The organism is Pseudomonas sp. G166, assembly GCF_037027455.2.
Taxonomy (GTDB): Bacteria; Pseudomonadota; Gammaproteobacteria; order Pseudomonadales; family Pseudomonadaceae; genus Aquipseudomonas.
In genome coordinates this window covers 6259225-6284776 of the sequence record NZ_CP146985.1, presented here as the reverse complement: position 1 = coordinate 6284776, position 25552 = coordinate 6259225, and the positions used below count along the sequence as shown (strand labels likewise).

The following is a 25552-nucleotide window of genomic DNA, read 5'->3' as shown; positions in this document are numbered from 1 at the left end:
GCGATGACGTCGGATCTGCCAACGACGATGTCGACTGATACACCGCTATCGCGAGCAAGCTCGCTCCCACAGGGGAATCACTGTGCACCAAGGGTTTTGGCCGTTTTGACGGCCTTTTTTCATGCCCTGGATAAGGCAATTTGAATATATCTATAACGAATAACTAAATGAATAAATATGATTTAAAGATATATATGTCTCCCTGTTATGGTTGGCTCCATACCGCGAGATCGCCCACTGCGAATCGCACGTGACAGTTGAGGAATGGTAGGCATGTTGGTCGTCTCACTCGGTGGCAGTCCCAGCCAACGCTCCCGCTCCGGGGTGCTGCTGGAGCGCTCGCAACGCTGGCTGCAGCAGCAAGGTGTGGAAGTGGTGAGCTATCAGGTGCGCGATTTTCCGGCCGAGGACCTGCTCCATGCCCGCTTCGACAGCCCGAAGGTGGTTGACCTGCTCCAGCAGATCGAAAACGCCGACGGCCTGTTAATCGCTACACCGGTCTACAAAGCATCTTTTTCCGGAGCGCTGAAGACCGTGCTGGACTTGCTGCCTGAGCGAGCCCTGGCCCATAAGGTGGTGCTGCCCATGGCCACTGGCGGCAGCATCGCCCATATGCTTGCGGTGGATTACGCCCTCAAGCCGGTGCTGTCGGCGCTCAAGGCCCAGGAAATGCTCCACGGTATTTTTGCCGAAGACAGCCAGATCGCCTACGGCGAAGGCAGCGCCCAGGCGCAGTTGACCCCGGCCTTGCAACAACGCCTGAACGAAGCGCTGGAACAGTTTTTCAGCGCCATGGCCCGTCGGCCCAAGCCGTTGGACCCCAGCGTGTTGAACGAACGTTTGTTGAGTGCTCGCTGGAGCATTTGAACCGTAACCCCAGATTCAACTCACCTTACTCAGCCGCTAACGGCCAAGCAGGTGCAGCCAAACCCCCACAGCAAAAAGAAGAGGCGCCATGCGCACTGTCATTTTGCGTCGCGGGCTGGTCGCTCTGTTTGCTGCGGCTGTGTCCTTCGGCGTCATTACCCAAGCCCAAGCCGAGACCTTGCGGATCGGTTATCAGAAATACGGCACCCTGGTGCTGCTCAAGGCCAAGGGCTCGTTGGAAAAACGTCTCGCTGCCCAAGGCGTGGATGTGCAATGGACCGAATTCCCCGGCGGCCCGCAGTTGCTCGAAGGCTTGAACGTCGGCTCCATCGACTTTGGCGTGACCGGTGAAACCCCGCCGGTGTTCGCCCAGGCGGCGGGCGCCGATCTGCTCTACGTCGCTTACGAACCGCCAGCGCCCGCCAGCGAGGCCATCCTGGTGCCCAAGGGTTCGCCCATCCAGTCGGTGCAAGACCTCAAGGGCAAGAAAGTCGTGCTGAACAAAGGCTCCAATGTCCACTACCTGCTGGTGCGGGCGCTGGAGGATGCGGGCCTGAAATATTCCGATATCCAGACTGTTTTCCTGCCGCCGGCCGACGCCCGCGCGGCGTTCGAGCGTGGCAGTGTCGACGCCTGGGTGATCTGGGATCCGTACCAGGCTGCCGCCGAACAACAGTTGCAGGCGCGCACCCTGCGTGATGGCAAGGGCATCGTTGACAACCATCAGTTCTACCTCGCCACCAAACCTTATGCGCAAAAAAATCCCCAGGTCATCACCACCCTGGTGGAAGAAGTGCGTGCGGTGGGCGAGTGGTCCAAGGCCAACCCTGAAGATGTGACCAAGCAGGTATCGCCGCTGCTCGGCCTGCCTGCCGATATCACGCTCACCTCGGTGAAGCGCCAGGGCTACGGAGCACTGTTCCTCACTCCGGACGTGGTGGCGGCGCAGCAGAAGATCGCCGACAGCTTCTACCAGCTCAAATTGATCCCTAAGCCCTTGAGCATCAAGGACGTGATCTGGACGCCGCCGGCGGCCGTTGCGAACGCGCAGTAATTCGATTCCTTTAGGAGACCACTCCATGAGCCTCAATATTTTCTGGTTCCTGCCAACCCACGGCGACGGCCATTACCTTGGCACCGCCGAAGGCGCCCGCGCGGTCGATCACGGCTACCTGCAACAGATCGCCCAGGCGGCGGATCGACTGGGTTTCGGGGGCGTGCTGATTCCCACCGGGCGCTCCTGCGAGGATTCCTGGCTGGTGGCCGCGTCGCTGATTCCGGTGACCCAGCGCTTGAAATTCCTCGTCGCCCTGCGCCCCGGGATCATTTCCCCGACGGTAGCGGCGCGTCAGGCCGCGACCCTGGACCGCTTGTCCGGCGGACGTGCGTTGTTCAACCTGGTGACTGGCGGTGACCCGGACGAATTGGCCGGCGACGGCTTGTTCCTGAACCACGAAGAGCGCTATCAGGCGTCGGTGGAATTCACCCGCATCTGGCGCCGGGTGCTGGAAGGCGAGACCGTGGATTACGACGGCGAACACATCAGTGTGAAGGGCGCCAAGCTGCTCTATCCGCCGATCCAGCAGCCGCGTCCGCCGCTGTATTTCGGCGGCTCGTCGGAAGCCGCCCAGGATCTGGCCGCCGAGCAGGTGGAAATGGTGCTGACCTGGGGCGAGCCGCCCGCAGCCGTCGCGGAAAAAATCGAACAGGTACGGGCCAAGGCGGCGAAGCTCGGTCGCACCGTACGCTTCGGCATCCGCCTGCATGTAATTGTGCGCGAGACCAACGCCGAAGCCTGGCAAGCGGCCAACCGATTGATCTCCCATCTGGACGACGAGACCATTGCCCGTGCCCAGGCCTCTCTGGCGCGCTTCGATTCGGTAGGCCAGCAACGGATGGCCGCGTTGCACGGTGGCCGACGCGACAAGCTGGAAGTCAGCCCCAACCTCTGGGCCGGTGTCGGTCTGGTCCGTGGCGGTGCCGGCACGGCGTTGGTGGGCGATGGTCCGACTGTGGCGGCGCGGGTCAAGGAGTACGCCGACCTGGGGATCGACACTTTCATCTTCTCTGGTTATCCACACCTGGAAGAGTCCTACCGCGTGGCCGAGTTGTTGTTTCCGCATCTGGACGTGGAGCGCCCGGAACTGCCGAAGAGCCAGGGTTATGTGAGCCCGTTCGGTGAAATGGTCGCCAACGACATCCTTCCCAAAGCCGCGTCCCAGAGTTGAGGCGGCCATGAAGAAAATTATCCACAACCTTGCGCCTTGGGCGGTACCGCTGCTGTTGCTGACGGTATGGCAACTGTCGGTGTCGGCGGGTTGGTTATCCACGCGGATCCTGCCGGCACCCGTGGCGGTGGTCGAAGCTGGGGTCCATCTGGTGCGTAGCGGCGAGATCTGGACGCACCTGGCCATCAGCAGTTGGCGGGCTGCGGTCGGTTTCCTGATCGGCGGCGGCATTGGCCTGGCCCTGGGTTTCATCACTGGCCTGTCGAAATGGGGCGAGCGCCTGTTGGACAGTTCCGTGCAGATGGTCCGGAACGTGCCGCACCTGGCGCTGATTCCGCTGGTGATCCTGTGGTTTGGTATCGACGAGTCGGCGAAGATTTTCCTGGTGGCCCTGGGCACGCTGTTTCCGATCTACCTCAATACCTACCACGGGATTCGCAACGTCGATCCGGCACTGGTGGAGATGTCTCGCAGCTACGGCCTGTCCGGTTTCAGTCTGTTTCGCCAGGTGATTCTGCCCGGGGCCTTGCCTTCGATCCTGGTGGGCGTGCGGTTTGCCCTGGGTTTCATGTGGCTGACACTGATCGTGGCGGAAACCATCTCCGCCAGCTCCGGTATCGGTTATCTGGCAATGAATGCCCGGGAGTTCCTGCAGACCGATGTGGTGGTGCTGGCGATTCTCTTGTACGCCGTGCTGGGCAAACTGGCCGACCTCGCCGCCCGCGGGCTTGAGCGGGTCTGGCTGCGTTGGCACCCGGCCTATCAAGTGCACAAGGGAGGTGCCGCATGACCGCCCAACAACCTCCGCGCCTGCTGCGAGGCATTCCGTTGGCAGTGCGCAAGCTGCAAAAAACCTTCGGCTCGCGCCAAGTGCTGCGGGACATCGACCTACACGTTCCGGCCGGGCAGTTCGTGGCCGTAGTCGGTCGCAGCGGCTGTGGAAAAAGTACCTTGCTGCGCTTGCTGGCCGGCCTCGATCAGCCCTCGGGCGGCCAACTGTTGGCCGGCTCGGCGTCGTTGAGTGACGCCCGGGAGGACACGCGGCTGATGTTTCAGGAAGCTCGTTTGCTGCCCTGGAAAAAAGTCATCGATAACGTCGGCCTCGGGCTCAAGGGTAACTGGCGGCCGCAAGCGTTGCAGGCATTGGAAGCCGTGGGCTTGGCCGACCGCGCCCATGAATGGCCGGCGGCATTGTCCGGTGGGCAGAAACAACGGGTGGCCCTGGCCCGCGCCCTGATCCATCAACCACGCCTGCTGTTGCTCGACGAACCCTTGGGAGCGCTGGACGCGCTGACCCGAATCGAGATGCAGCAACTGATCGAACGCTTGTGGCAGCAACACGGTTTTACCGTGCTGCTGGTGACCCATGACGTCAGCGAAGCGGTGGCAATCGCTGACCGGGTGATCCTGATCGAGGACGGCCAGATCGGCCTCGACCTGGCTATCGACCTGCCACGTCCACGGGTTCGCGGCTCACATCGCCTGGCGGCCCTGGAAACCGAAGTCCTCAACCGTGTGCTGTCCTTGCCCGGCCAACCGCCGGAACCCGAACCCGTTTCACCCTTGCCCACGCAGTTGCGTTGGGCGCAATAACTTCATCCAGACAGGAATCGACACCATGACTATCAAAGCCATCAACGTACGCAACCAGTTCAAAGGCACCATCAAGGAAATCGTAGAGGGCGACGTACTGTCGGAAATCGACGTGCAGACCGCCTCCGGCATCGTCACCTCGGTCATTACCACTCGCTCGGTCAAGGAGCTGGAGCTGGCGATCGGCAGCGAAGTGATCGCCTTCGTCAAATCCACCGAGGTGTCTATCGCCAAGCTGTGAGCGATGCTTTACCCACAGCCCCGGACGGCGCGAGCCCTTCGGGGCTTATCGTTCCCACGCTCTGCGTGGGAATGCCTCTACGGACGCTCCGCGTTCGGCTCTTGGGGACGCGGAGCATCCCTGGCTGCATTCCCACGCGGAGCGTGGGAACGATCACCGATCAATCAGAGCGCTTGGGCAAATACGGCGGCAGATACAACCCCAGGTACGCATCGAATACCCGCATGCCTTCCTCCGCCATGCGCGGGGTGATCTGGTTGTGTTGTTGCACCGAGCGGGCGTAGACGCGGTCGCCCAGCTCCATGGCCAGGGCGAACACGTCGACGTCTTTAGGCAGCGTTGGCAGTTCGAAATGGCGGTCGAACAATTTATGCATCAGGTCGCCCAGCTCGAGGTCGTGTTGACGGTCGGCCTGGGTGACTTCGGTCAGGCCATGCTGGGCCAGGATCAGTTGGCGGGCGGCGGCGTCCTGGCCATAGATGGTGAGCATGCGCTGCTCCACCAGCCGCGACAGGTCGTGCCAGTGGTTCAGGGCTTGATGATCGATTGGCGCCTGCAGGCAGGCGCGAAAGGCTGCATGGACGTCGGCGGTCAACGCTTCAAGCAACGCCGGGACGCTGGCGAAGAAGTGGTAGACGGAGGAGGGCGGGATCCCCGCGCGTTCGGCGACGCTATAGATCGACAGGCTGGCCACGCCTTCGGCGGCAAGCAGCGTACGGGCGGCATCAAGGATGGTGTCGATCCGGGCCTGGCTGCGTGCGCGGGGTTTGCGAGGGGTGGCGATGCGCGTCATGGGTGTCTCCTGCGGGGCTGCCGGGCATTGTACGAGCCGGGTCCGGTGTTGTCTTCCCGGCCGCCATCGCGAGCAGGCTCGCTCCCACATTGAGTGTGTGGTGACCCTCAAAGCATGCGCACCGCAAATCCCCTGTGGGACGATCTTGCTCGCGATCCGCCGAAGGCGGCCATCCACCCAAACACATAAAAAACGCCGCAGCCCTGAAGGCCTGCGGCGTTATTTTTCACTGCAACCCACTTACACGGTATGCAGGTACCAGTTGTACTCAAGGTCGGAGATGGAGTGTTCGAACTCCTCCAGCTCACTTTCCTTGCAAGCCACGAAGATATCGATGTATTTCGGATCGATGTACTTGGCCATGACTTCGCTGTCGTCCAGTTCGCGCAGGGCATCGCGCAGGTTGTTCGGCAGGCTTTGCTCGTTCTGCTCGTAGCTGTTGCCTTCCACCGGCGCACCGGGCTCGATCTTGTTGACCAGGCCATGGTGCACGCCTGCCAGCACTGCCGCCATCAGCAGGTACGGGTTGGCATCGGCGCCGGCAACACGGTGTTCCAGGCGCACGGCATCGGCGGAACCGGTGGGCACGCGCAGGGCCACGGTGCGGTTGTCCAGGCCCCAGGTCGGCGAGTTCGGCACATAGAACTGGGCACCGAAACGACGGTAGGAGTTGACGTTCGGGCAGAGGAAAGCCATCTGCGCCGGTAGGGTCTCGAGCACACCGCCGATCGCGTGACGCAGTGCGGCGTTCTGCTCGGGATCCTCGCTGGCAAAAATATTCTTGCCATCCTTGTCCAGAATCGAAATGTGAACGTGTAGACCATTGCCCGCCTGGCCCGGATACGGCTTGGCCATGAAGGTGGTATCCATTTCATGGTCGTAGGCGATGTTCTTGATCAGACGCTTGAGCAGGACCGCGTAGTCGCAGGCCTTGATCGGATCGGCGACGTGGTGCAGGTTCACTTCGAACTGCGCCGGAGCACTTTCCTTGACGATGGCGTCGGCGGGAATGCCCTGCTCCTTGGCCCCTTCCAGAATGTCCTGGAGGCAATCGACGTATTCGTCGAGGTCGTCGATCAGGTAGACCTGGGTCGAATGCGGGCGTTTGCCGGAGATCGGTGAGCGGGGCGGTTGTGGGCGGCCATTCACGTTCTCCTGGTCGATCAGGTAGAACTCCAGCTCGAATGCGGCGCAGATGGTCAGGCCCAGCTCATCGAACTTGGTCACGACCTGGCGCAGGACTTCACGAGGGTCGGCGAAGAAAGGCTCGCCTTCGAGTTCGTGCATGGTCATCAACAGTTGTGCGGTAGGACGCTTCTGCCAGGGCTCATTGCACAGGGTGTCAGGAATTGGATAACAGATTCGGTCAGCGTCGCCGATGTCCAGGCCCAGGCCGGTGCTTTCCACCGTCGAGCCATTGATATCCAGAGCAAATAGAGAGGCCGGCAGGTTGATGCCTTTCTCGTAAACCTTGTGGAGGCTGGTGCGTTCGATGCGCTTGCCGCGCACCACACCATTCATATCCGCAATCAGAAGGTCAACGTACAGAACCTCAGGATGTTCCTTAAGGAACGCGTTCGCTTCGTTAAGCTGAACGGCACGCGGGGGTACCGACATGATGCAACACCTTTGTTGTTAAAAATATCAATCATTGATCTCTTCGAAAGCCAGTCAACCCGAACGGCATGCCGAAGTCAAGCAGGGCCTTTTTTGCCCTAAAAAAGCACCTGTGGAGCTTTTTTGAGGCAATTTAGGGCGTTTTTTTCCCTTTGCCGGGCTTGGCGCCCGCAGGCTTGAGCGGGCCGTGTTGTATTTTTTACGGGGGTGTTGTGTAAAAAAATGAACAAGGCTAAGCTCGATTCAAACCCATAACAGCAATAATACCGGGGTGCTTCATGTCTCGCCTGCCGTTAATCGGCGTCACCACCTGCTCCAAGCAGATTGGTCTGCATGCGTATCACATCAGTGGCGATAAATATTCCCGGGCTGTCGCGACAGCCGCCAAGGGCCTGCCAGTGCTGATCCCGTCCCTGGCGGATTTATTCGCTCCGTCCGATATTCTGGACAGCCTGGACGGCATTCTTTTTACCGGCTCTCCTTCTAATGTAGAACCTTTTCATTATCAGGGCCCCGCCAGCGCGCCGGGTACTGCTCATGATCCTGCACGGGATGCCACCACCCTGCCGCTGATTCGCGCCGCGGTCGATGCGGGTGTGCCGGTGCTGGGCATCTGCCGCGGCTTCCAGGAAATGAACGTAGCCTTTGGCGGCAGCCTGCATCAAAAAGTTCATGAAGTCGGAACCTTCATCGATCATCGTGAAGACGACACACAATCGGTAGACATTCAGTATGGCCCGGCTCATGCCATGCATATCCAGCCTGGTGGCGTCCTGGCGGGCCTGGGCTTGCCGTCGGTGATTGAAGTCAACTCGATCCACGGCCAGGGCATTGAGCGCCTGGCTCCTGGTCTGCGGGCCGAAGCGGTGGCGCCGGACGGCCTGATCGAGGCGGTCTCAGTGACACAAGGCAAGGCTTTTGCTTTAGGTGTGCAGTGGCACCCTGAATGGGAGGTAAGCTCCAATCCGTACTACCTTGCGATTTTCCAGGCATTTGGCGATGCCTGCCGGGCAAGGGCAACACAACGCGACGCCGATGCGTCAAACAACGCCTGACTACTAATAGCAGCCAGGAAACTCACGCCTAGAGGCATTTATGAGTAACAACCTCGACCAGCTCACCGATTGGTTGAAAGACCATAAGATCACAGAAGTCGAATGCATGATTGGCGACCTGACCGGCATCACCCGGGGCAAGATCTCGCCGACCAACAAGTTCATTGCCGAAAAAGGCATGCGCCTGCCCGAGAGCGTCCTGCTCCAGACCGTTACGGGCGACTATGTCGAAGACGACATCTATTACGAACTGCTCGACCCTGCCGACATCGACATGATGTGCCGCCCGGACGAAAACGCAGTATTCCTTGTGCCTTGGGCCATCGAGCCCACCGCCCAGGTTATCCACGACTCCTACGACAAGCAGGGCAACCCTATCGAGCTGTCGCCGCGCAACGTGCTCAAGAAGGTGCTCAAGCTTTATGCCGACAAGGGTTGGCAGCCGATCGTCGCACCGGAAATGGAGTTCTACCTGACCAAGCGCAGCGACGACCCGGACTTTCCGCTGCAACCGCCCGTTGGCCGCTCCGGTCGCCCGGAAACCGGTCGCCAGTCTTTCTCGATTGAAGCGGCCAACGAATTCGACCCGCTGTTCGAAGACGTCTATGACTGGTGCGAACTGCAGGAACTGGACCTCGATACCCTGATCCACGAGGACGGTACGGCGCAGATGGAAATCAACTTCCGTCACGGCGATGCCCTTTCCCTGGCCGACCAGATTCTGGTGTTCAAGCGCACCATGCGTGAAGCGGCGCTCAAGCACAACGTGGCCGCCACCTTCATGGCCAAGCCCATGACGGGCGAGCCGGGCAGCGCGATGCACCTGCACCAGAGCATCATCGACAAGGAAACCGGCAAGAACGTCTTCTCCAATGAAGACGGGACCATGAGCGAGCTGTTCTTGCACCATATCGGCGGCCTGCAGAAATTCATCCCCGAGCTGTTGCCGCTGTTCGCCCCCAACGTCAACTCGTTCCGCCGCTTCCTGCCCGACACCTCGGCGCCAGTGAACGTGGAGTGGGGTGAAGAGAACCGCACCGTGGGCCTGCGGGTGCCGGATGCCGGGCCGCAGAACCGCCGGGTGGAAAACCGCCTGCCGGGTGCCGACGCCAACCCGTACCTGGCCATTGCCGCCAGCCTGTTGTGCGGTTACATCGGCATGGTCGAAGGCATCAACCCGAGCGCACCGGTCGTGGGCCGCGGGTATGAGCGCCGCAACCTGCGCCTGCCGTTGACCATTGAAGATGCCCTCGAGCGCATGGAGAACAGCGCGACCATCGAGAAGTATCTGGGCAAGAAATTCATCACAGGCTACGTCGCGGTCAAGCGGGCCGAGCATGAAAACTTCAAGCGCGTCATCAGTTCGTGGGAGCGGGAATTCCTGCTCTTTGCCGTCTGATGCGCCGGGCGGGGCTGCTTCGGGCAGCCTCGCTCCCACCGATATAAAGGAGAATTCGCATGACCCGCAACAACCCGCAAACCCGTGAATGGCAGGCCCTGAGCAACGATCATCACCTGGCGCCGTTCAGCGACTTCAAACAGCTCAAAGAGAAAGGCCCGCGCATCATCACCCACGCCAAGGGCGTCTACCTCTGGGACAGTGAAGGCAACAAGATCCTCGACGGCATGGCCGGCCTCTGGTGCGTGGCGGTCGGCTACGGCCGCGATGAACTGGCCGACGCCGCCAGCCGCCAGATGCGTGAACTGCCTTATTACAACCTGTTCTTCCAGACCGCCCATCCGCCGGTGCTGGAACTGTCCAAAGCCATCGCCGACATTGCCCCTGAAGGCATGAATCACGTGTTCTTCACCGGCTCCGGCTCCGAAGGCAACGACACCATGCTGCGGATGGTCCGTCACTATTGGGCGATCAAAGGCCAGCCGAACAAGAAAGTCATCATCAGCCGCAAGAACGGTTATCACGGTTCGACCGTGGCCGGCGCGAGCCTGGGCGGCATGACCTATATGCACGAACAAGGCGACTTGCCGATCCCGGGCATTGTCCACATCGCCCAGCCGTACTGGTTCGGCGAAGGCGGCGACATGAGCCCCGAAGAGTTCGGCGTCTGGGCGGCCAATCAACTGGAAGAAAAGATCCTGGAGCTCGGCGTGGACAACGTCGGAGCCTTCATCGCCGAGCCGATCCAGGGTGCGGGCGGCGTGATCGTACCGCCGGACAGCTACTGGCCGCGCATGAAGGAAATCCTCGCCAAGTACGACATTCTGTTCGTGGCCGACGAAGTGATCTGCGGTTTCGGCCGTACCGGTGAGTGGTTCGGTACCGACCACTACGGGTTGAAACCGCACATGATGACCATTGCCAAGGGCCTGACCTCCGGCTACATCCCCATGGGTGGCCTGATCGTGCGCGATGATGTGGTCGCGGTGCTCAACGAAGGCGGCGACTTCAACCACGGGTTTACCTATTCCGGTCACCCGGTAGCCGCTGCGGTGGCCTTGGAAAACATCCGTATCCTGCGCGACGAAAAGATCATCGAGCGTGTCCATGCCGAAACGGCACCCTATTTGCAGAAGCGTTTGCGGGAACTGAATGATCATCCGCTGGTGGGTGAAGTACGCGGGGTCGGTTTGCTGGGGGCCATCGAGCTGGTTCAGGACAAGGCCACGCGCAAGCGCTATGAAGGCAAGGGTGTAGGCATGATCTGCCGGCAGTTCTGTTTCGATAACGGGCTGATCATGCGTGCGGTGGGCGACACCATGATCATTGCGCCGCCGCTGGTGATCAGCAAGGCCGAGATCGATGAACTGGTGACCAAGGCGCGGCAGTGCCTGGACCTGACCCTCAGTGCGTTGCAAGGCTAAGTGCTAGGCTCTGAGCGAGGTGCCCGAAAGGGCCTCGCCCGGCGTGAACAAAAGGCTGGGCTTTTGTTGAAAGCCTGCCCTGTAACTTGCCAGACTACCGCCTGTTCAAGTTGCCAGAGAGTCGGCTACTGAACTGTGGCTAAGAAGAATAACTGGAGCACTTTTTCATGAAGGCATTAGGCATGAAGACATTAGGTATGAAGATAGCTGGCAAGACCCTCCTCGCCATGTCCCTGATGGGCGTGATGGCGGGTGCCGTTCAGGCGGACGATAAAGTGCTGCACGTCTATAACTGGTCCGACTACATTGCGCCGGACACCGTCGCCAAGTTCGAGAAAGAGTCGGGGATCAAAGTGGTCTACGACGTATTCGACAGCAACGAAACCCTGGAAGCCAAGTTGCTGGCCGGCAAATCCGGTTATGACATCGTGGTGCCGTCGAACAACTTCCTGGCCAAGCAGATCAAGGCCGGGGTCTACCAGAAACTCGACAAGTCCAAGTTGCCCAACTGGAAAAACCTCAATACCGACCTGCTCAAGGCCGTTTCGGTCAGCGACCCGGGCAACGAACACGCCTTCCCGTACATGTGGGGCTCGATCGGCATCGGATTCAACGCCGATAAGGTCAAGGCCGCGCTGGGTGCCGATGCACCGACCAACTCGTGGGACCTGCTGTTCAAGCCGGAGAACGCGGCCAAGCTGAAATCCTGCGGCATCAGCTTCCTCGACTCGCCGACCGAAATGATCCCGGTGGCGCTGCACTACCTGGGCTACCCAACCGACAGCCAGGACAAGAAACAACTGGCTGAAGCCGAGGCGCTGTTCCTCAAGATCCGTCCTTCGATCGGCTATTTCCACTCGTCCAAGTACATCTCTGACCTGGCCAACGGCAACATCTGCGTAGCGGTCGGCTACTCGGGCGATATCTACCAGGCCAAGTCCCGTGCTGCCGAAGCCGGTGGCAAGGTAAAAGTCAGCTACAACATTCCGAAAGAAGGTGCTGGCAGCTTCTTCGATATGGTCGCCATCCCTAAAGATGCCGAAAACGTCGAAGGTGCCTACAAGTTCATGACCTTCCTGCAAAAGCCGGAAATCATGGCTGAAATCACGGACACCGTGAGCTTCCCGAACGGCAACGCGGCCGCTACGCCGCTGGTCAGCAAGGAAATCACCAGCGACCCGGGCATCTACCCTCCGGCGGACGTGCAAGCCAAGCTCTACGCGATTGCCGACCTGCCAGCCGCGACCCAGCGGATCATGACCCGCAGCTGGACCAAGATCAAATCCGGTAAATAAGCCGGCCTGAAGCATCTTCCTGTTGTCGCCGTCATCGCGACGGTGACAACAGGAGCAATTAAATGACTAAAAGTTTTGCTGGATCGGTTTATCGAGGGTAAGTTGCGCGCCGGTTTTGTTGCAGGGCCTTTGCGGTCAGGTAACGGGGGCAACTTGGGCCCAACTATTTAAGAGGACCTCCACGTGCCTGTTTTTTCTTTGCTACGCAATGCCCTGTTGGTCGGCGCTGGCCTGACGCTTGCCGTCAGCGTCCAGGCGGCGTCCACCGTGCATATTTATAACTGGTCGGACTACATCGGCGAGACCACCCTGGCGGACTTCGAAAAAGCCACGGGCATCAAGCCGGTGTATGACGTGTTCGATTCCAACGAAACCCTGGAAGGCAAGCTGCTGGCCGGGCGTACCGGTTACGACGTGGTCGTGCCGTCCAACCACTTCCTGGGCAAGCAGATCAAGGCCGGGGCGTTCCAGAAACTCGACAAGGCGCAGCTGCCCAACTACGCCAACCTCGACCCTGCGCTGCTCAAGCGCCTGGAGAAGAACGACCCGGGCAACCAATACGCCGTGCCTTACCTGTGGGGCACCAACGGCATCGGCTACAACGTCGAGAAGATCAAAGCGGTCCTGGGCGTCGACAAGATCGATTCGTGGGCCATGCTGTTCGAGCCGGAAAACATCAAGAAGCTCTCCAGCTGTGGCGTTTCGTTCCTCGACTCGGGCGACGAGATGATCCCGGCGATGCTCAATTACCTGGGCCTGAATCCCAACAGCGAAGACCCTGAAGACTACAAGAAGGCCGAGGCCCAGCTCCTCAAGATCCGGCCTTACGTGACTTATTTCAATTCCTCCAAATACATCTCCGATCTGGCCAACGGCGAGATCTGCGTGGCCGCCGGTTTCTCTGGCGACATTTTCCAGGCCCGGGCACGTGCCAGCGAAGCCGGCAAGGGCGTCGAAATCGCCTATGTGATTCCCAAGGAAGGCGGCAACCTCTGGTTCGACATGCTGGCGATCCCGCGAGACGCCACCAACGTCAAGCAGGCCCACGCGTTCATCAATTATGTGCTCAAGCCTGAGGTGATCGCCCAGGTCAGCGACACCGTCGGTTATGCCAACCCCAACCCGAAGGCTGGCGAACTGATGGATCAGAAAGTACGCACCGACGAAGCGGTTTACCCACCGCAAGCGGTCGTCGACAAGCTTTACGTCAACTCCGAGTTGCCGCCCAAGATCCAACGACTCATGACCCGCAGCTGGACCAAGGTCAAGTCGGGTAAATAGCGTTAAGCGCGCTCTAACTATCCAAGGTTCGCCCGCATGGGGCGAACTGCAAATTCTGTGGGAGTTTCGTAAATGGCAGTTGCCTCCGGCGCCTATAAGAAAGCCCTCGAGGGCGACCAGACACCCAAGCAGGTGTTGGTCAAAATCGACCGGGTCACAAAGAAGTTCGACGAGACGATTGCCGTGGACGATGTGTCCCTGGAAATCAAGAAAGGCGAGATATTCGCCTTGCTCGGCGGTTCGGGATCGGGCAAATCCACCTTGCTGCGCATGCTGGCTGGTTTCGAACGGCCCACGGAGGGGCGCATTTTCCTCGACGGTGTGGACATCACCGACATGCCGCCTTATGAGCGGCCGATCAACATGATGTTCCAGTCCTACGCCTTGTTTCCCCACATGACCGTGGCGCAGAACATCGCTTTTGGCTTGCAACAGGACAAGATCCCGAAAGCCGAGATCGACGCCCGTGTCGCCGAAATGCTCAAGCTGGTGCAGATGAGCCAGTACGCCAAGCGCAAGCCGCACCAGCTCTCCGGCGGCCAGCGTCAGCGCGTGGCCCTGGCCCGTTCCCTGGCGAAGCGGCCAAAGCTGTTGCTGCTCGACGAACCGATGGGGGCCCTGGACAAGAAGCTGCGCTCGCAAATGCAGCTTGAGCTGGTCGAGATCATCGAGCGGGTCGGCGTGACCTGCGTCATGGTGACCCACGATCAGGAAGAGGCCATGACCATGGCCGAGCGCATCGCGATCATGCACCTGGGTTGGATCGCCCAGATCGGCAGCCCGATCGACATCTACGAAACCCCGACCAGCCGGCTGGTCTGCGAGTTCATCGGCAACGTCAACATCTTCGAGACCGAGGTGGTGGACGATGCCGAAGGCCACGCAGTACTGACCTGCAAGGACCTGGACCGCAACATTTATGTGGGCCACGGCATCAGTACGTCGGTACAGGACAAGTCCGTCACCTACGCCATTCGCCCGGAAAAACTGCTGGTCACCGCCGAGCAGCCGACCTGCGAAAACAACTGGTCCAGCGGCAAGGTCCATGACATCGCTTACTTGGGCGGCCATTCGGTGTTCTACGTCGAATTGCCGAGCGGCAAGCTGGTCCAGTCCTTCGTCGCCAACGCCGAACGTCGTGGCCAGCGGCCGACCTGGGGCGACCAGGTGTACGTCTGGTGGGAAGATGACAGCGGCGTGGTGCTTCGCTCATGAACATGCGCAAACTCAAACGCCGACTCGACCGAATAACGCCCGGTGGCCGTCAACTGGTCATCGGGGTGCCCTTCATCTGGCTGTTCCTGTTCTTCATGCTGCCGTTCTTCATCGTCCTGAAGATCAGTTTCGCTGAAGCCGATGTGGCCATTCCGCCGTATACCGAGATCTACAGCTACGTCGACCAGAAGCTGCAGCTGCTGCTCAACTTGAGCAACTACGCGATGCTGGGCGACGACGAGTTGTACATTGCCGCCTACCTCGGCTCGCTGAAAATGGCCCTGATCAGCACGGTGCTGTGCCTGATCATCGGTTACCCGATGGCCTACGCCATCGCCAACGCCCGCAAAGAGCTGCAGACGGTGCTGGTGCTGTTGATCATGATGCCGACCTGGACCGCGATCCTGATCCGCGTCTACGCGTGGATGGGCATCCTCAGCAACAACGGTCTGCTCAACGGCTTTTTGATGAGCATGGGCTGGATCGACGAACCGCTGCAGATCCTCAACACTAACCTGGCGGTGTATATCGGGGTCGTTTACTCCTACCTGCCGTTCATGATCCTGCCGCTGTACGCCAACCTGGTGAAACACGATCCAAGCCTGCTGGAAGCCGCGTCCGACCTGGGCTCGAGCACCTTCAACAGCTTCTGGAAAATCACCGTGCCGCTGTCCAAGAACGGCATCATCGCAGGTGCAATGCTGGTGTTCATTCCGGTGGTGGGGGAGTTCGTGATCCCGGAACTGCTGGGCGGCCCGGAAACCCTGATGATCGGTAAAGTGCTGTGGCAGGAATTCTTCAATAACCGTGACTGGCCGGTGGCATCCGCCCTGGCGGTAGTGATGCTGGCGATTCTGATTGTGCCCATCATCCTGTTCAACCGCAGTCAGGCCAAAGAAATGGAGGGCAAGGAATGAAGCGCTTCAGTTTTTCAAGCCTGATGCTGGTGCTGGGTTTGCTGTTCATCTACGCGCCGATGCTGATCCTGGTGATCTACTCGTTCAACGCCTCGAAGCTGGTAACGGTGTGGGGCGGCTGGTCGATCAAGTGGTACGTCGGCCTGCTGGACAATACTCAGTTGATGGGGTCGGTGGTGCGTTCGCTGGAAATCGCCTGCTATACGGCGGTCGCTGCGGTGGCCCTGGGCACGTTGGCGGCTTTCGTGCTGACCCGCATCACCCACTTCAAGGGGCGCACGTTGTTCGGTGGCCTGGTCACCGCGCCATTGGTGATGCCGGAAGTGATCACCGGTCTGTCGCTGTTGCTGCTGTTCGTGGCCATGGCACAGATGATCGGTTGGCCCCAGGAGCGTGGCATTATCACGATCTGGATCGCTCACACCACATTCTGTGCGGCTTATGTAGCAGTGGTGGTCTCGGCGCGCTTGCGTGAACTGGACCTGTCCATCGAAGAGGCGGCCATGGACCTCGGTGCGCGGCCATGGAAGGTGTTCTTCCTGATCACCATCCCGATGATCGCGCCGTCGCTGGCGGCGGGGGGCATGATGTCGTTCGCGTTGTCCCTGGATGACCTGGTGCTGGCGAGCTTTGTCTCGGGCCCAGGCTCGACGACATTGCCGATGGAAGTCTTCTCGGCGGTGCGCCTGGGGGTGAAACCGGAGATCAATGCCGTGGCGAGCCTGATCCTGCTGGCCGTGTCGCTGGTGACATTCCTGGTCTGGTTCTTCAGCCGCCGCGCCGAAGAGAGCCGTAAGCGGGCGATCCAGCAAGCTATCGAAGAAAGCGCCGCCGACTCCTGGAAACAACCGGAAGTACGCCGGACCGTGACCGCGCCGGTCTAACCTGACACTGGCGCAAATGTGGGAGCGGGCTTGCTCGCGAAGACGGAGGTACATCCAACTTTCATGTTGGCTGATGCACCGCTTTCGCGAGCAAGCCCGCTCCCTCAGTTTTTTGTTCGCCTACAAATTCGCGGCCGAACGCAGATCCCCTTGTGGGAGCGAGCTTGCTCGCGATAGCGGTGGGGCGTGCTGGCTACGAATGCCAAGGCGAAGTGCGGATTACCTCCACGAAGTTCATCGGTTTGAACCCGGGTTCCTGATCCACCAGCACGTCGGTCTTCACGTTGCCAAAGGTGGTCTGCGGACGATGCCGCAAGCCGTCGGCGAAGGCGCAGATGATGCACTCCTTGAAACCTGCTCCGCGGGGGTGAGCGTGCACCACGGCGTCGCGTTGCGCTGCCGGGAACGCGGCGTAGTCCATTCCCAGCACGTCCATCTCCACTCCGGCCGTCACCAGCGCCACCGTGGGACGCAGATGTTTGGGCACGCCCGGCGTAGTGTGCAGGGCAATCGACAGCCACACCTGCTCAATGTCGTCATCGCTCAACCCGTAGGGCTTGAGAAACGCTGCGGCCGCGTTTGCACCGTCTACTTCGAAGCGCTCGTTGTCGCTGCGATAACCCTCCACCAGACCCAGATCGTGGAACATCGCACCGACATACAGCAACTCCGGGTTATAGGCCAACTGCCGACGCTGGCCACTCAAGGCGCCGAACAGAAATACCCGGCGAGAGTGGTGGTACAGCAGGTCGGGCTCGATATCGCGGATGTACTCGGTGGTGGCGCGGGCGAGGGTGCTGTCGGGGATCTTGATGCCGGCGATGCTGTTCATGCTGTTCTCCTCTTGACGATGGGCCAGTGCGGCGCCGAGGAGGTCAGTCTGTTCGCCGCAAGGTACCGGAACAATGTTCCCATGGCTGCGATCCTTGCCAATAAGCCTGGGTTTCGTGCCAGATGGCTTCCGGGGCGCGAATTGGCTAGGGTGCTGGAGTCGTTCGACTCGAAGGCAAGCAAGCACCATGCAGAAAATCGTCGCCGTCGTGGTATTCCCTGGTGTCCAGTCGCTGGACGTTACCGGGCCCATGGACGTGTTCAGCGAAGCCAATCGGTTCCTGGTCGCCGAGGATCACTATCGACTTGAAGTGATCGGCGCCGAGCGAGGCGCGATGTCCTGTTCCAACGGTTTGTCCCTGAATGCCCATCGGCATTTCAGCGAGGCTCGGCAGGCCTACGACCTGCTGTTGGTCGCGGGCGGGCCGCAGTTGCCGTTCATACACCTTGGCGCAGAATTCGATGCTTGGCTGCGGGAGGCCTGTGGTCGGGCCCGGCGCTTTGGGTCGATCTGCAATGGCGCTTTCATGCTGGCCCGGGCTGGATTGCTGGAGGGGCGGACTGTTACCACCCATTGGGGTGACGCCGCGGCGCTGGCGCAGCTGTGTCCCTCGACCCGGGTCGAAGCGGATCGTTTGTACGTGCAGGACCGCCAGCTCTACACCTCCGCCGGGGTCAGCGCTGGCATCGACCTGTCGTTGTTCCTGCTGGCCCAGGACCATGGCCCGGACGTTGCCCTGAGTGTTGCCAAGCGGCTGGTGGTGTTCACCCAGCGCGCGGGCGGGCAGTCGCAATTCAGCCCTTTTCTTGCCCCCACGCTGAACCGACATCCACCGTGGCCCAGGTCCAGGCCTATGTACTGGCGCACCTGAACGGTGACCTGACCATCGCCGATCTGGCCAAGGCCGCGAGCATGAGCCAGCGTAACTTCTCTCGGGTGTTCACCCGGGAAGCGAAGATCACGCCCGCGGAGTTCGTCGAGCAGGCCCGGGTGGACGCGGCGCGGGTGATGCTCGAAAGCACCCGCGCCCCGCTCAAGACCGTGGCTTGGCAATGCGGCTTTCGCGATGCCCAGCACATGCGCAGCGTATTCAATCGCAGGCTGGGCGTAACGCCGCAGCAATTCAGGCTGAATTTCGGCGCGCTGGCGTAGGTGTCAGCCGGTCACTTCTTCAACGCGTCATGGGCCTCCAACGCACGCAGAGAGTAGATGTACGCCGCGCCGGCGTTCAGCGACACCGCGGTGGCCAGGGTGGCGGCGATTTCTTCGCGGGTGGCGCCGGCCTTGATGGCGGCGTCGGTGTGCACGCCGATGCAGCCGTCACAGCGGGTGGTGATGGCCACGGCGATGGAGATCAGCTCACGGGTCTTGGCATCGAGGACGTCGTTTTCGGCAGCGGCTTCATCCAGGGCCATGTAGGCCTTGACCATTTTCGGGTTGCTCTTGCCCAAGGCGCCAAAGGCACTCTTGATGGTGGGCAGCAGTTCGGACCAGTTGTTGAACATTGCGTTGACTCCTATGAAGGGGGACGGGGTGTTGAACCCTAGTAGTCTTGACCATCCATGACGATCAAGCCTGTTGGCGATGAAAAAATACCCCACAAACTCAGGGCGCGGCCCTGGCCGGCAACAGCTTCAGGGTTGCGCGGGTATTGGCCACCACTTCTTCCTCGGCCAGGTGCGCCTGGTGATACACCCCTTCGATGTAGGCCTCGGCCTGGTCTTCGTAATGCTTGTCGAACGGCACGCCGCTCTGGCCCACCGGATTGATGGTGACGCTGTGGGCCGGGTCGGCGAAGTCGATGATCCGTCGGGTGGACGGGCCGTAAGTCACTGGCCAGGGCGCCGGGCCGATTTTGGCCGAGAGGTTGTTAGGCACTTCGTGGGTGCCCGGCGCAGCGAACGGGCCGACATTGAAGATCCGATCCAGCGGCTTTTGCATGCCCAGCGGATGGCCGTGGGTCAGGGTGTGGGCCTTGCCCCACTGCCATTGCGTGGCATCCTCGCCGAGGGTGGTCTTCAGGTGCGCCAGGCTCTTGCTCCAGGCTTTTTTCACGGTGTCGGCCCGGGTTTGCGTACCCAGTGTCGAGCGGTCGTCCCACCACGGTGAGTCTGCCGCAGCCGCCAGGCGTGGAAGGGCCGCGTCGATCACCCGGGTCGACAGCGCGGTCTCGAAGAAGCCGTCGCCCAGCTCATCGTGCAGGGCCGCGTCAGCCAGGTTGAACAAGAACTGGTTGAACAGCGTGGCGCTGGTGGAGTCCAGCGGGTAATCGCCTTGCCATTGGGCCAGTTGCTCCACCCATTTGCGCTCCTGCGGATCGCTGACCACTTCACGCAGCACCGGCAGCAAAGGTGCGAGCAAGCGCGGGCCGTAGGCGGTGGTGGTGCCCAGTTGCAGTTTCTGGGTGGTCTCGATGTCCCATTTCGCCTGTTTGTCGCTGAGCTGGAGGTTGAGCTGCTGGCCACGGTCGGGGAGGTTGTAGTAACCCGGGATCTCGATGCCACTGGCCGGCACCGGCTGGAAGTTGGCCGAGATGATGTAGCCCCGTGGCGGGTTCTCTTCCTGGGGGTTGCTGCTGAAAGGGTAGAAGCCTTCTTTTTCCGCCTCCGGACTGCTGCCATCGAGTATGAATCCGGGCTTCACGCCGGCCGGCCTCTTGGGTAATTGCGCCGCCGCCCACCAGCCGATATCGCCCTTGGCATTGGCCCAGACGACATTCAGCCCAGGTGCATGGATCTTGGCTGACGCGCTGCGCGCCTTGGCAAGGCTGTCGGCGCGGTTGAGCTGGTAGAAGGCGTCGAGGATCGGATTGCGACTTTCCAGGAACCCCCACCACATGGCGATCGGCGTCTCGCCGGCGTTCGCGCCGAGGGCATCGTTGACGATCGGACCGTGGGGCGACTGGCGCAGCACCAGGGTCACCGGCGCCTGGCCCTTGACCGCGATCTGCTGTTCGCTGCGGGTCATGTCCACCCATTGGCCGCGATACCAGACCTGCTCAGGGTTGTCCGGGTTGACCTTCTCGGCGATCAGGTCCAGGTCGTCGTTCTGGAACATGGTGACGCTCCAGCCGAAATCCTTGTTCATGCCCAGCGTCGCAAAGGGCATCAGCGCCTGGTAATGCCCGTAGAGTTCGAAACCCGGCGCCGACAGGTGCGCTTCATACCATACCGAGGGCGCGGAAAAGCGAATATGCGGGTCGCCCGCCAGCAAAGGCTTGCCACTGTGGGTTCGGTTGCCGGAGACCGCCCAGGCGTTGCTGCCCTCGAACTGCGGCAGGCCATTGTCGGCCAGGGCCTGCTCGCTCAGGCGAGCCAGGGCGTTGAGGTCCTTCCAGGCGCTGGCGGCCAATGGCAGGGCGCTCTTGCGACTGGCGGCCAGTACGCCTTGAGGCTGCCAGTCGAGGTCGAAAATATTCAGGTAGTTGGCGCCCAGTTGGTCGCGCACGTAGGTCAGCAGTGGTTCGGTACGGAACGCGGCGGCGAAACTGTAGGCCATGTAACCGGTAATGCTCACGGTATCTTCGGTGGTGAAGGGGCGCTTGGGAATGCCCAGCACATCGAACTCCACCGGTCGGGTGTGGCTGTCCTGGTAGGCGTTGATGCCGTCCAGGTAGGCCTGCATCGCCATCCAGGCCGGGGATTGTGGGTCTTGTTCGGTGACATAGGTCGCGGCGCGCTCGCGGATACGCAGGCTGCGCATCAGCTTGTCGGTGTCGAGCAGCTTAGGCCCCAGCACCTCGGCCAGTTCGCCACGGGCGAGGCGGCGCATGATTTCCATCTGGAACAGCCGGTCTTGGGCGTGGACATAGCCGAGGGCGCGGTACAGGTCGGTTTCGTTCTCGGCGCGGATGTGCGGCACGCCGCGCTCGTCGTAGCGCACGGTCACTGAACCGTGCAGTCCTTGCAGTTGCACCGTGCCCTGGCGGGTGGGCTGCTTGCTGTAGAGGTAGCCACCCGCGACGATGATGGCGGTGACGACCAATGACAGGAAGGCGATGAGGGTGCGTTTCATGGAGATTCCTTATTGAGTGACAGCGACCCCATGGTCTCGCTGTTTATTCCCTGTTTAACATGCCGCTGCTTCCCTGCGCATCGCTCCTCGGAGGGATTTCCCCCGGCTGGCTATTCTTTGGCTGATGTGTCCTGGCCCCACGGGCAATAACACCCCACCGCCAGCGTGTGGGTGGCATCGAACGTCCGGCCGATGCTCAATGCTTCGAGGATCGGCTCGATGAAGCTATTGCTCGAGTTGCATGTCAGCCCTTCGCTGTAGGGGCCGAAATACGCCAGTTTGCCGCTGCGATCCCAGATCGCCACGGCGGGGCTGGCTGGAATCTGGCTCGAGCCGGGGAGTACCGCAAGGGACTTGAGGCTGCTCAGCGTGGTCGGCAGGCGACCTTGGCTGCCGGCCTTTTGCACCGTGTAAAACTCGACGCCTTGCGGCACATATTTATCGATCAGTTCAGTCAGGTGTTGCTGATTGCCGACGTTGCACGGGCACGCCGGATCCCAGAAATGCACCAGGCGGATCGCGCCGGGGCCGGCCAGTTCGGTCGGCAGGCGCAAAGGGTCGCCGGAAAACACTGCCGTGTGCTGGCTGAACGTGCGCAGAAAACGTCCCTGGAACCAGTCGTAGGCGACCCACAACACGGCGGCACACCCGAGGGCAAGCAGGCTGGCAAGCAAGGTCGTGCGGTGGGGCGAACGCATGGAGTCGATCCTCTGAGACCGCGTAGCTTGCCATGCCTGCCGCGACAGATGAATATCGCAGGCCTATAAAGTCCGTTTCGCGCGCTGCGCCTTGCCTGGAAATAGTGATGCCTGCCACTTTCGACCCCGATCACCTGCGTGCCAGCCTGCAACCCTTGGCGCAGTGGCAGCCTCTCTCGGAGCAAGCGCAGGCCTATCAGCGGTTCTATGGGCTGGATTTCCCCCAGCGCCCGTTGCGCAAGGGACTGGGGCGTTTCGAGATAGACGGGTATGAGGTGGTCGCTCAGGTCTGGTGGCCGGACAAAGCCGTGGCGACGATGTTTGTGTTCCACGGTTACTACGATCACATGGGACTGTACCGACACTTGATCGAGTGGGCCCTGGAGCAGAAATTCGCGGTGATCGCCTGCGACTTGCCGGGGCATGGCCTGTCCAGCGGCGAACGCGCCAGCATTGGCGATTTCGCCGAGTACCAGGCCACGTTGCAGGGCCTGCTGAGCGAGGCCGGGAAGCTGGACCTGCCGCAACCCTGGCATCTATGCGGACAAAGCACCGGCGGGGCCATCGTGGTCGATCACGTGCTCAACCAGGGTGCCAACAGCCCGGCCCAGGGCCAGGTCATTCTGCTGTCGCCCCTGGTACGGCCGCGGGCCTGGGGCTGGTCGCGCCTGAGTTATTACCTGCTCAAACCCTTCGTGACCGGCATCGCCCGGCGTTTCAGCGAAAACTCCAACGACCCGCAGTTCCTGTCCTTCCTGCAAGCCGATCCGCTGCAACCGCTGCGCCTGCCCACCGCGTGGGTGGGGGCATTGGGGCAGTGGATCAAACGCATCGAAGCCGCCCCGAGCAGCCCGCGCCAGCCATTGATCGTACAGGGGCAGGCGGACATGACGGTGGACTGGGCGCACAACCTGCAGGTGCTGCGCAGCAAGTTCGACCGGCCGCAGGTATTGATGTTGTCTGAAGGCCGGCATCACCTGGCGAACGAGACGCTGGCGATACGGCAGGAGATGTTTGGGTTCCTGACCAAGCGGATGAGCCGGGCGCGGCGGTGACTGGGCGATTGCTATCGCGAGCAGGCTCGCTCCCACAGAGGCTTGAGTGAACTCAGGTTTGACGAGCGCCAAAGGTCCAATGTGGGAGCGAGCTTGCTCGCGATAGCGGTGCCATGGACGCTGAAGATCTACTGCCCGAGATTCTGCCCCACCGCCAACCCCGCCCGAATCGCCGCCAAGGCCGCTTGATAATAAGCCTGGCCCTCGGTCGACTCGGCGAAGGTGGAAAACTCTTCCAGCTCGGTATCCGTCAGGTCGCGGTAGACGTACAACAACGTGTTGTTCAGGTCGGTGCCGATCTGTTCCATCAGGCGCTGGCGCTGACCATTGAGCATGCCCTGGGCCTGGCCGCCGCCCAGCAGGCCGGGGATCATCGAACTCAGGCTATCGGCCGCCACGCCGGCGATCGCCAGGCTGACTTCAGCGCCAGCCTCGCGGGCCGGCAGGGCCTTGGCCAGGTGGCCGATGATTAACAGGCGGTTGTCGCTGGCTTGCATCTTCGGCAGGCCCTTGGCGTTTTTCGCCAGTTGATCGCGACGGGTCGCCAGTAGCTCGGCGGCCACGACTTTGCGGCCCAAAGGCGATTGGAAAAAGCTCAGGGCTGGCTGAGGGTCGCGAAGATTCTTGCGCATTTGCGCTTCGGCCCGCTGGTCCATGGCCTGGGGGGCGAAACGTTGATTGCTGTTGTTCACCAGTGCCTGGAACACCGCTGGCGGCAGGCTGTCCTGGTAACGCTGCTGCGCGGCGCTCAAGGCGTCATTGAAATGCGCCCGCTGTTCCGGCCAGCCGGCGACCTTGTACAACTGGTCATAGCTGTCTGCCCAGGCAGGCAATACGCAGAACATCAACAGTGAGAAAAGCAAACGGCGCATAGGGACTCCTGTCAGCAGCCGACTATTCTCCGTGGGGTGTGGGGTCTTGTCGAGAATTCGTATCAAGTTCGTACGGCGGTGCTATCTGGCAGCAAAAAACCTGCTGAGCGTCGCTGTCGGTTTTACGGGCACAGGAATACTATGCGCGCCATGCAAATACCTTCTGATCACCCCCTGTTGTTACGTATCGTCGACGACCTGGCCGAGCGCGGCTGGTCGCAGCAGAACATTTTCCTGCCGGATGCGCTGACCCGTGCCCTGGCGGCTGAATGTCGCCAGCGTGCCGCCGAGGGCGAGCTGGCGCCGGCCGCGGTCGGGCGCGGGCCGTTTTCGGAAATTCGTGAAGGCATTCGCGGTGATCGTATCCAGTGGATCGAACCCGGCCAGGCGCAGGCCTGCGACCGTTACCTGGGGCTGATGGACAGTCTGCGCGAGGCGATGAATCGGGGGTTGTTCCTGGGCCTGGAAGATTTCGAAAGCCATTTCGCCCTGTACCCGCCCGGCGCGTTCTACCTCAAGCACGTCGACCGCTTTCGCGACGACGACCGGCGCATGGTGTCGGCGGTGCTCTATCTCAACGACGCTTGGCTGCCGGAACATGGCGGTCAGTTGCGCATGTACCTGGACGACGGCGTGGAACATGACGTGGTGCCCTCTGGTGGCTGCCTGGTGGTGTTCCTGTCGGGGGAAATACCCCATGAAGTCCTGCCTGCCACGCGCGATCGCCTGTCCTTGACGGGATGGTTCCGGCGCCGTGGCAACGAGTTGTTCTGAGCATGGAAAAGATCCTGGTCAGTCGCTGCCTGCTTGGGCACCGCGTGCGCTACGACGGTGGCGCCAGCGGGCCGTTCGATCAGTTGCAGCAATGGCTCGACGAAGGCCGGGTCGTGCCGTTGTGCCCGGAAGTCGCCGGCGGCCTGCCCACGCCACGCGCGGCGGCAGAGATTCCCGGTGGGCAGGGCGGGCAAGTGCTCGATGGTCGCGCAGCGGTAATCACCTCGGACGGCGAAGATGTCAGCGCGCAGTTTTTATCAGGTGCGTATCAAGCGCTGGCGTTGGTGCGTGAGCACGGCATCCGGATCGCTGTGCTCAAGGCCAACAGCCCGTCGTGCGGCAACCTGCTGACCTATGACGGGACGTTCAGTGGCGTGAAAGTCAGTGGCGAAGGCGTGACGGCAGCGTTGCTCAAGCGCCATGGGGTGCAGGTGTTCAGTGAGTTGGAGTTGCCGGAGGCCGCTGCGGCGCTCAGGGCTTTGATCGATGAGTAACTAC

The 25552-nt window shown here is 61.2% G+C and carries 24 protein-coding genes and 1 pseudogene; 18 read left to right on the top strand and 7 right to left on the bottom strand.

Going from position 1 to position 25552, the window contains the following annotated elements; genetic code table 11:
• Positions 1 to 273 precede the first annotated feature (273 nt).
• The 6 genes from ssuE (at position 274) to SGN16_RS27920 (ending at position 4929) form a co-directional block, all read left to right on the top strand.
• Positions 274 to 867: an NADPH-dependent FMN reductase gene (gene ssuE, locus SGN16_RS27945; RefSeq protein WP_210641905.1), complete on the top strand. Its 594-nt coding sequence runs from the start codon at positions 274 to 276 to the stop codon at positions 865 to 867.
• A gap of 88 nt (positions 868 to 955) precedes the next feature.
• The gene (locus SGN16_RS27940) at positions 956 to 1921 is read left to right on the top strand and encodes a sulfonate ABC transporter substrate-binding protein (protein ID WP_210641903.1); all 966 of its coding nucleotides are present in this window, start codon (positions 956 to 958) and stop codon (positions 1919 to 1921) included.
• Between the two features lie 25 nt (positions 1922 to 1946).
• The gene (gene ssuD / locus SGN16_RS27935; protein WP_210641901.1) at positions 1947 to 3095 is read left to right on the top strand and encodes an FMNH2-dependent alkanesulfonate monooxygenase; all 1149 of its coding nucleotides are present in this window, start codon (positions 1947 to 1949) and stop codon (positions 3093 to 3095) included.
• Positions 3096 to 3102: 7 nt separating this feature from the next.
• The gene (ssuC, locus tag SGN16_RS27930; protein ID WP_210641899.1) at positions 3103 to 3885 is read left to right on the top strand and encodes an aliphatic sulfonate ABC transporter permease SsuC; all 783 of its coding nucleotides are present in this window, start codon (positions 3103 to 3105) and stop codon (positions 3883 to 3885) included.
• Positions 3882 to 4688: an aliphatic sulfonates ABC transporter ATP-binding protein gene (gene ssuB, locus SGN16_RS27925; RefSeq protein WP_335944629.1), complete on the top strand. Its 807-nt coding sequence runs from the start codon at positions 3882 to 3884 to the stop codon at positions 4686 to 4688. Before ssuC ends, ssuB begins: the two co-directional genes overlap by 4 nt.
• Positions 4689 to 4713: 25 nt before the next feature.
• Positions 4714 to 4929 (top strand): TOBE domain-containing protein, encoded by a 216-nt coding sequence (locus tag SGN16_RS27920; RefSeq protein ID WP_003177394.1) that lies wholly within the window; start codon positions 4714 to 4716, stop codon positions 4927 to 4929.
• Positions 4930 to 5089: 160 nt separating this feature from the next.
• On the opposite strand, the gene SGN16_RS27915 is transcribed toward SGN16_RS27920, so the two are convergent.
• Both SGN16_RS27915 and SGN16_RS27910 read right to left on the bottom strand, forming a co-directional pair.
• Complete coding sequence (locus tag SGN16_RS27915; protein WP_210641894.1) at positions 5090 to 5722, bottom strand: TetR/AcrR family transcriptional regulator; 633 nt, start codon at positions 5720 to 5722, stop codon at positions 5090 to 5092.
• A gap of 240 nt (positions 5723 to 5962) precedes the next feature.
• The gene (locus tag SGN16_RS27910; protein ID WP_025216023.1) at positions 5963 to 7339 is read right to left on the bottom strand and encodes a glutamine synthetase family protein; all 1377 of its coding nucleotides are present in this window, start codon (positions 7337 to 7339) and stop codon (positions 5963 to 5965) included.
• 278 nt (positions 7340 to 7617) lie between these two features.
• Here SGN16_RS27910 and SGN16_RS27905 point away from each other — a divergent pair, with 278 nt between their 5' ends.
• From SGN16_RS27905 to SGN16_RS27870, 8 genes are all read left to right on the top strand, one after another.
• Positions 7618 to 8394: a gamma-glutamyl-gamma-aminobutyrate hydrolase family protein gene (locus tag SGN16_RS27905; protein WP_335944628.1), complete on the top strand. Its 777-nt coding sequence runs from the start codon at positions 7618 to 7620 to the stop codon at positions 8392 to 8394.
• Positions 8395 to 8434: 40 nt separating this feature from the next.
• The gene (locus SGN16_RS27900; protein ID WP_210641890.1) at positions 8435 to 9793 is read left to right on the top strand and encodes a glutamine synthetase family protein; all 1359 of its coding nucleotides are present in this window, start codon (positions 8435 to 8437) and stop codon (positions 9791 to 9793) included.
• 59 nt (positions 9794 to 9852) lie between these two features.
• Positions 9853 to 11217 (top strand): aspartate aminotransferase family protein, encoded by a 1365-nt coding sequence (locus SGN16_RS27895; RefSeq protein WP_210641888.1) that lies wholly within the window; start codon positions 9853 to 9855, stop codon positions 11215 to 11217.
• 197 nt (positions 11218 to 11414) lie between these two features.
• The gene (locus SGN16_RS27890) at positions 11415 to 12512 is read left to right on the top strand and encodes a polyamine ABC transporter substrate-binding protein (RefSeq protein ID WP_210645450.1); all 1098 of its coding nucleotides are present in this window, start codon (positions 11415 to 11417) and stop codon (positions 12510 to 12512) included.
• 183 nt (positions 12513 to 12695) lie between these two features.
• Entirely contained in the window at positions 12696 to 13793 is a 1098-nt protein-coding gene (locus SGN16_RS27885) for a polyamine ABC transporter substrate-binding protein (protein ID WP_335944627.1), read from the top strand.
• Positions 13794 to 13865: 72 nt separating this feature from the next.
• Entirely contained in the window at positions 13866 to 15008 is a 1143-nt protein-coding gene (potA, locus tag SGN16_RS27880) for a polyamine ABC transporter ATP-binding protein (RefSeq protein ID WP_210641885.1), read from the top strand.
• Positions 15005 to 15925, top strand: coding sequence for an ABC transporter permease subunit (locus tag SGN16_RS27875; protein ID WP_210641883.1), 921 nt, complete (start codon positions 15005 to 15007; stop codon positions 15923 to 15925). The genes potA and SGN16_RS27875 overlap by 4 nt, the downstream gene beginning before the upstream one ends.
• Positions 15922 to 16809: an ABC transporter permease subunit gene (locus SGN16_RS27870; RefSeq protein WP_210641881.1), complete on the top strand. Its 888-nt coding sequence runs from the start codon at positions 15922 to 15924 to the stop codon at positions 16807 to 16809. Before SGN16_RS27875 ends, SGN16_RS27870 begins: the two co-directional genes overlap by 4 nt.
• Before the next feature lie 193 nt (positions 16810 to 17002).
• On the opposite strand, the gene SGN16_RS27865 is transcribed toward SGN16_RS27870, so the two are convergent.
• Positions 17003 to 17641: an HD domain-containing protein gene (locus tag SGN16_RS27865; protein WP_335944626.1), complete on the bottom strand. Its 639-nt coding sequence runs from the start codon at positions 17639 to 17641 to the stop codon at positions 17003 to 17005.
• A 187-nt stretch (positions 17642 to 17828) separates the two neighbouring features.
• Between SGN16_RS27865 and SGN16_RS27860 the strand changes: the two are divergent.
• Positions 17829 to 18793 (top strand): annotated as a pseudogene (locus SGN16_RS27860) (GlxA family transcriptional regulator).
• A gap of 11 nt (positions 18794 to 18804) precedes the next feature.
• On the opposite strand, the gene SGN16_RS27855 reads toward SGN16_RS27860, so the two are convergent.
• The 3 genes from SGN16_RS27855 to SGN16_RS27845 all read right to left on the bottom strand — a co-directional run bounded on the left by SGN16_RS27855 (position 18805) and on the right by SGN16_RS27845 (position 22353).
• Positions 18805 to 19146 carry a carboxymuconolactone decarboxylase family protein gene (locus SGN16_RS27855; RefSeq protein WP_003206631.1) on the bottom strand — a complete coding sequence of 114 codons (342 nt, stop codon included), beginning with the start codon at positions 19144 to 19146 and terminating at the stop codon, positions 18805 to 18807.
• Positions 19147 to 19246: 100 nt separating this feature from the next.
• Positions 19247 to 21655, bottom strand: a complete 2409-nt coding sequence (locus tag SGN16_RS27850) for a penicillin acylase family protein (protein WP_335944625.1) — start codon at positions 21653 to 21655, stop codon at positions 19247 to 19249.
• A gap of 110 nt (positions 21656 to 21765) precedes the next feature.
• Positions 21766 to 22353 (bottom strand): DUF6436 domain-containing protein, encoded by a 588-nt coding sequence (locus SGN16_RS27845; protein WP_335944624.1) that lies wholly within the window; start codon positions 22351 to 22353, stop codon positions 21766 to 21768.
• A gap of 107 nt (positions 22354 to 22460) precedes the next feature.
• Between SGN16_RS27845 and SGN16_RS27840 the strand changes: the two genes are divergently transcribed.
• Positions 22461 to 23408, top strand: coding sequence for an alpha/beta hydrolase (locus tag SGN16_RS27840; protein ID WP_335944623.1), 948 nt, complete (start codon positions 22461 to 22463; stop codon positions 23406 to 23408).
• Positions 23409 to 23536: 128 nt separating this feature from the next.
• On the opposite strand, the gene SGN16_RS27835 is transcribed toward SGN16_RS27840, so the two are convergent.
• Positions 23537 to 24280: a DUF2059 domain-containing protein gene (locus SGN16_RS27835; protein ID WP_210641867.1), complete on the bottom strand. Its 744-nt coding sequence runs from the start codon at positions 24278 to 24280 to the stop codon at positions 23537 to 23539.
• A gap of 141 nt (positions 24281 to 24421) precedes the next feature.
• On the opposite strand from SGN16_RS27835, the gene SGN16_RS27830 reads away from it, so the two are divergent.
• Positions 24422 to 25054: a 2OG-Fe(II) oxygenase gene (locus tag SGN16_RS27830; protein ID WP_210641866.1), complete on the top strand. Its 633-nt coding sequence runs from the start codon at positions 24422 to 24424 to the stop codon at positions 25052 to 25054.
• A gap of 2 nt (positions 25055 to 25056) precedes the next feature.
• A complete protein-coding gene (locus tag SGN16_RS27825; protein WP_210641864.1) occupies positions 25057 to 25548 on the top strand; it encodes a DUF523 domain-containing protein in 492 nt (163 codons plus the stop codon).
• Positions 25549 to 25552 lie beyond the last annotated feature (4 nt).

Bases quoted from the DNA above. Each gene is read 5' to 3' on its own strand.
- ssuB (WP_335944629.1), top strand. From the start codon at position 3,882: ATGACCGCCCAACAACCTCCGCGCCTGCTGCGAGGCATTCCGTTGGCA.
- SGN16_RS27920 (WP_003177394.1), top strand. From the start codon at position 4,714: ATGACTATCAAAGCCATCAACGTACGCAACCAGTTCAAAGGCACCATC.
- potA (WP_210641885.1), top strand. From the start codon at position 13,866: ATGGCAGTTGCCTCCGGCGCCTATAAGAAAGCCCTCGAGGGCGACCAG.
- SGN16_RS27900 (WP_210641890.1), top strand. From the start codon at position 8,435: ATGAGTAACAACCTCGACCAGCTCACCGATTGGTTGAAAGACCATAAG.
- SGN16_RS27855 (WP_003206631.1), bottom strand. From the start codon at position 19,146: ATGTTCAACAACTGGTCCGAACTGCTGCCCACCATCAAGAGTGCCTTT.
- SGN16_RS27905 (WP_335944628.1), top strand. From the start codon at position 7,618: ATGTCTCGCCTGCCGTTAATCGGCGTCACCACCTGCTCCAAGCAGATT.
- SGN16_RS27825 (WP_210641864.1), top strand. From the start codon at position 25,057: ATGGAAAAGATCCTGGTCAGTCGCTGCCTGCTTGGGCACCGCGTGCGC.
- SGN16_RS27850 (WP_335944625.1), bottom strand. From the start codon at position 21,655: ATGAAACGCACCCTCATCGCCTTCCTGTCATTGGTCGTCACCGCCATC.
- SGN16_RS27895 (WP_210641888.1), top strand. From the start codon at position 9,853: ATGACCCGCAACAACCCGCAAACCCGTGAATGGCAGGCCCTGAGCAAC.
- SGN16_RS27845 (WP_335944624.1), bottom strand. From the start codon at position 22,353: ATGCGTTCGCCCCACCGCACGACCTTGCTTGCCAGCCTGCTTGCCCTC.
- SGN16_RS27875 (WP_210641883.1), top strand. From the start codon at position 15,005: ATGAACATGCGCAAACTCAAACGCCGACTCGACCGAATAACGCCCGGT.
- ssuE (WP_210641905.1), top strand. From the start codon at position 274: ATGTTGGTCGTCTCACTCGGTGGCAGTCCCAGCCAACGCTCCCGCTCC.
- SGN16_RS27865 (WP_335944626.1), bottom strand. From the start codon at position 17,641: ATGAACAGCATCGCCGGCATCAAGATCCCCGACAGCACCCTCGCCCGC.
- SGN16_RS27830 (WP_210641866.1), top strand. From the start codon at position 24,422: ATGCGCGCCATGCAAATACCTTCTGATCACCCCCTGTTGTTACGTATC.
- ssuD (WP_210641901.1), top strand. From the start codon at position 1,947: ATGAGCCTCAATATTTTCTGGTTCCTGCCAACCCACGGCGACGGCCAT.
- SGN16_RS27910 (WP_025216023.1), bottom strand. From the start codon at position 7,339: ATGTCGGTACCCCCGCGTGCCGTTCAGCTTAACGAAGCGAACGCGTTC.
- SGN16_RS27915 (WP_210641894.1), bottom strand. From the start codon at position 5,722: ATGACGCGCATCGCCACCCCTCGCAAACCCCGCGCACGCAGCCAGGCC.
- SGN16_RS27835 (WP_210641867.1), bottom strand. From the start codon at position 24,280: ATGCGCCGTTTGCTTTTCTCACTGTTGATGTTCTGCGTATTGCCTGCC.
- SGN16_RS27890 (WP_210645450.1), top strand. From the start codon at position 11,415: ATGAAGATAGCTGGCAAGACCCTCCTCGCCATGTCCCTGATGGGCGTG.
- SGN16_RS27840 (WP_335944623.1), top strand. From the start codon at position 22,461: ATGCCTGCCACTTTCGACCCCGATCACCTGCGTGCCAGCCTGCAACCC.
- ssuC (WP_210641899.1), top strand. From the start codon at position 3,103: ATGAAGAAAATTATCCACAACCTTGCGCCTTGGGCGGTACCGCTGCTG.
- SGN16_RS27870 (WP_210641881.1), top strand. From the start codon at position 15,922: ATGAAGCGCTTCAGTTTTTCAAGCCTGATGCTGGTGCTGGGTTTGCTG.
- SGN16_RS27940 (WP_210641903.1), top strand. From the start codon at position 956: ATGCGCACTGTCATTTTGCGTCGCGGGCTGGTCGCTCTGTTTGCTGCG.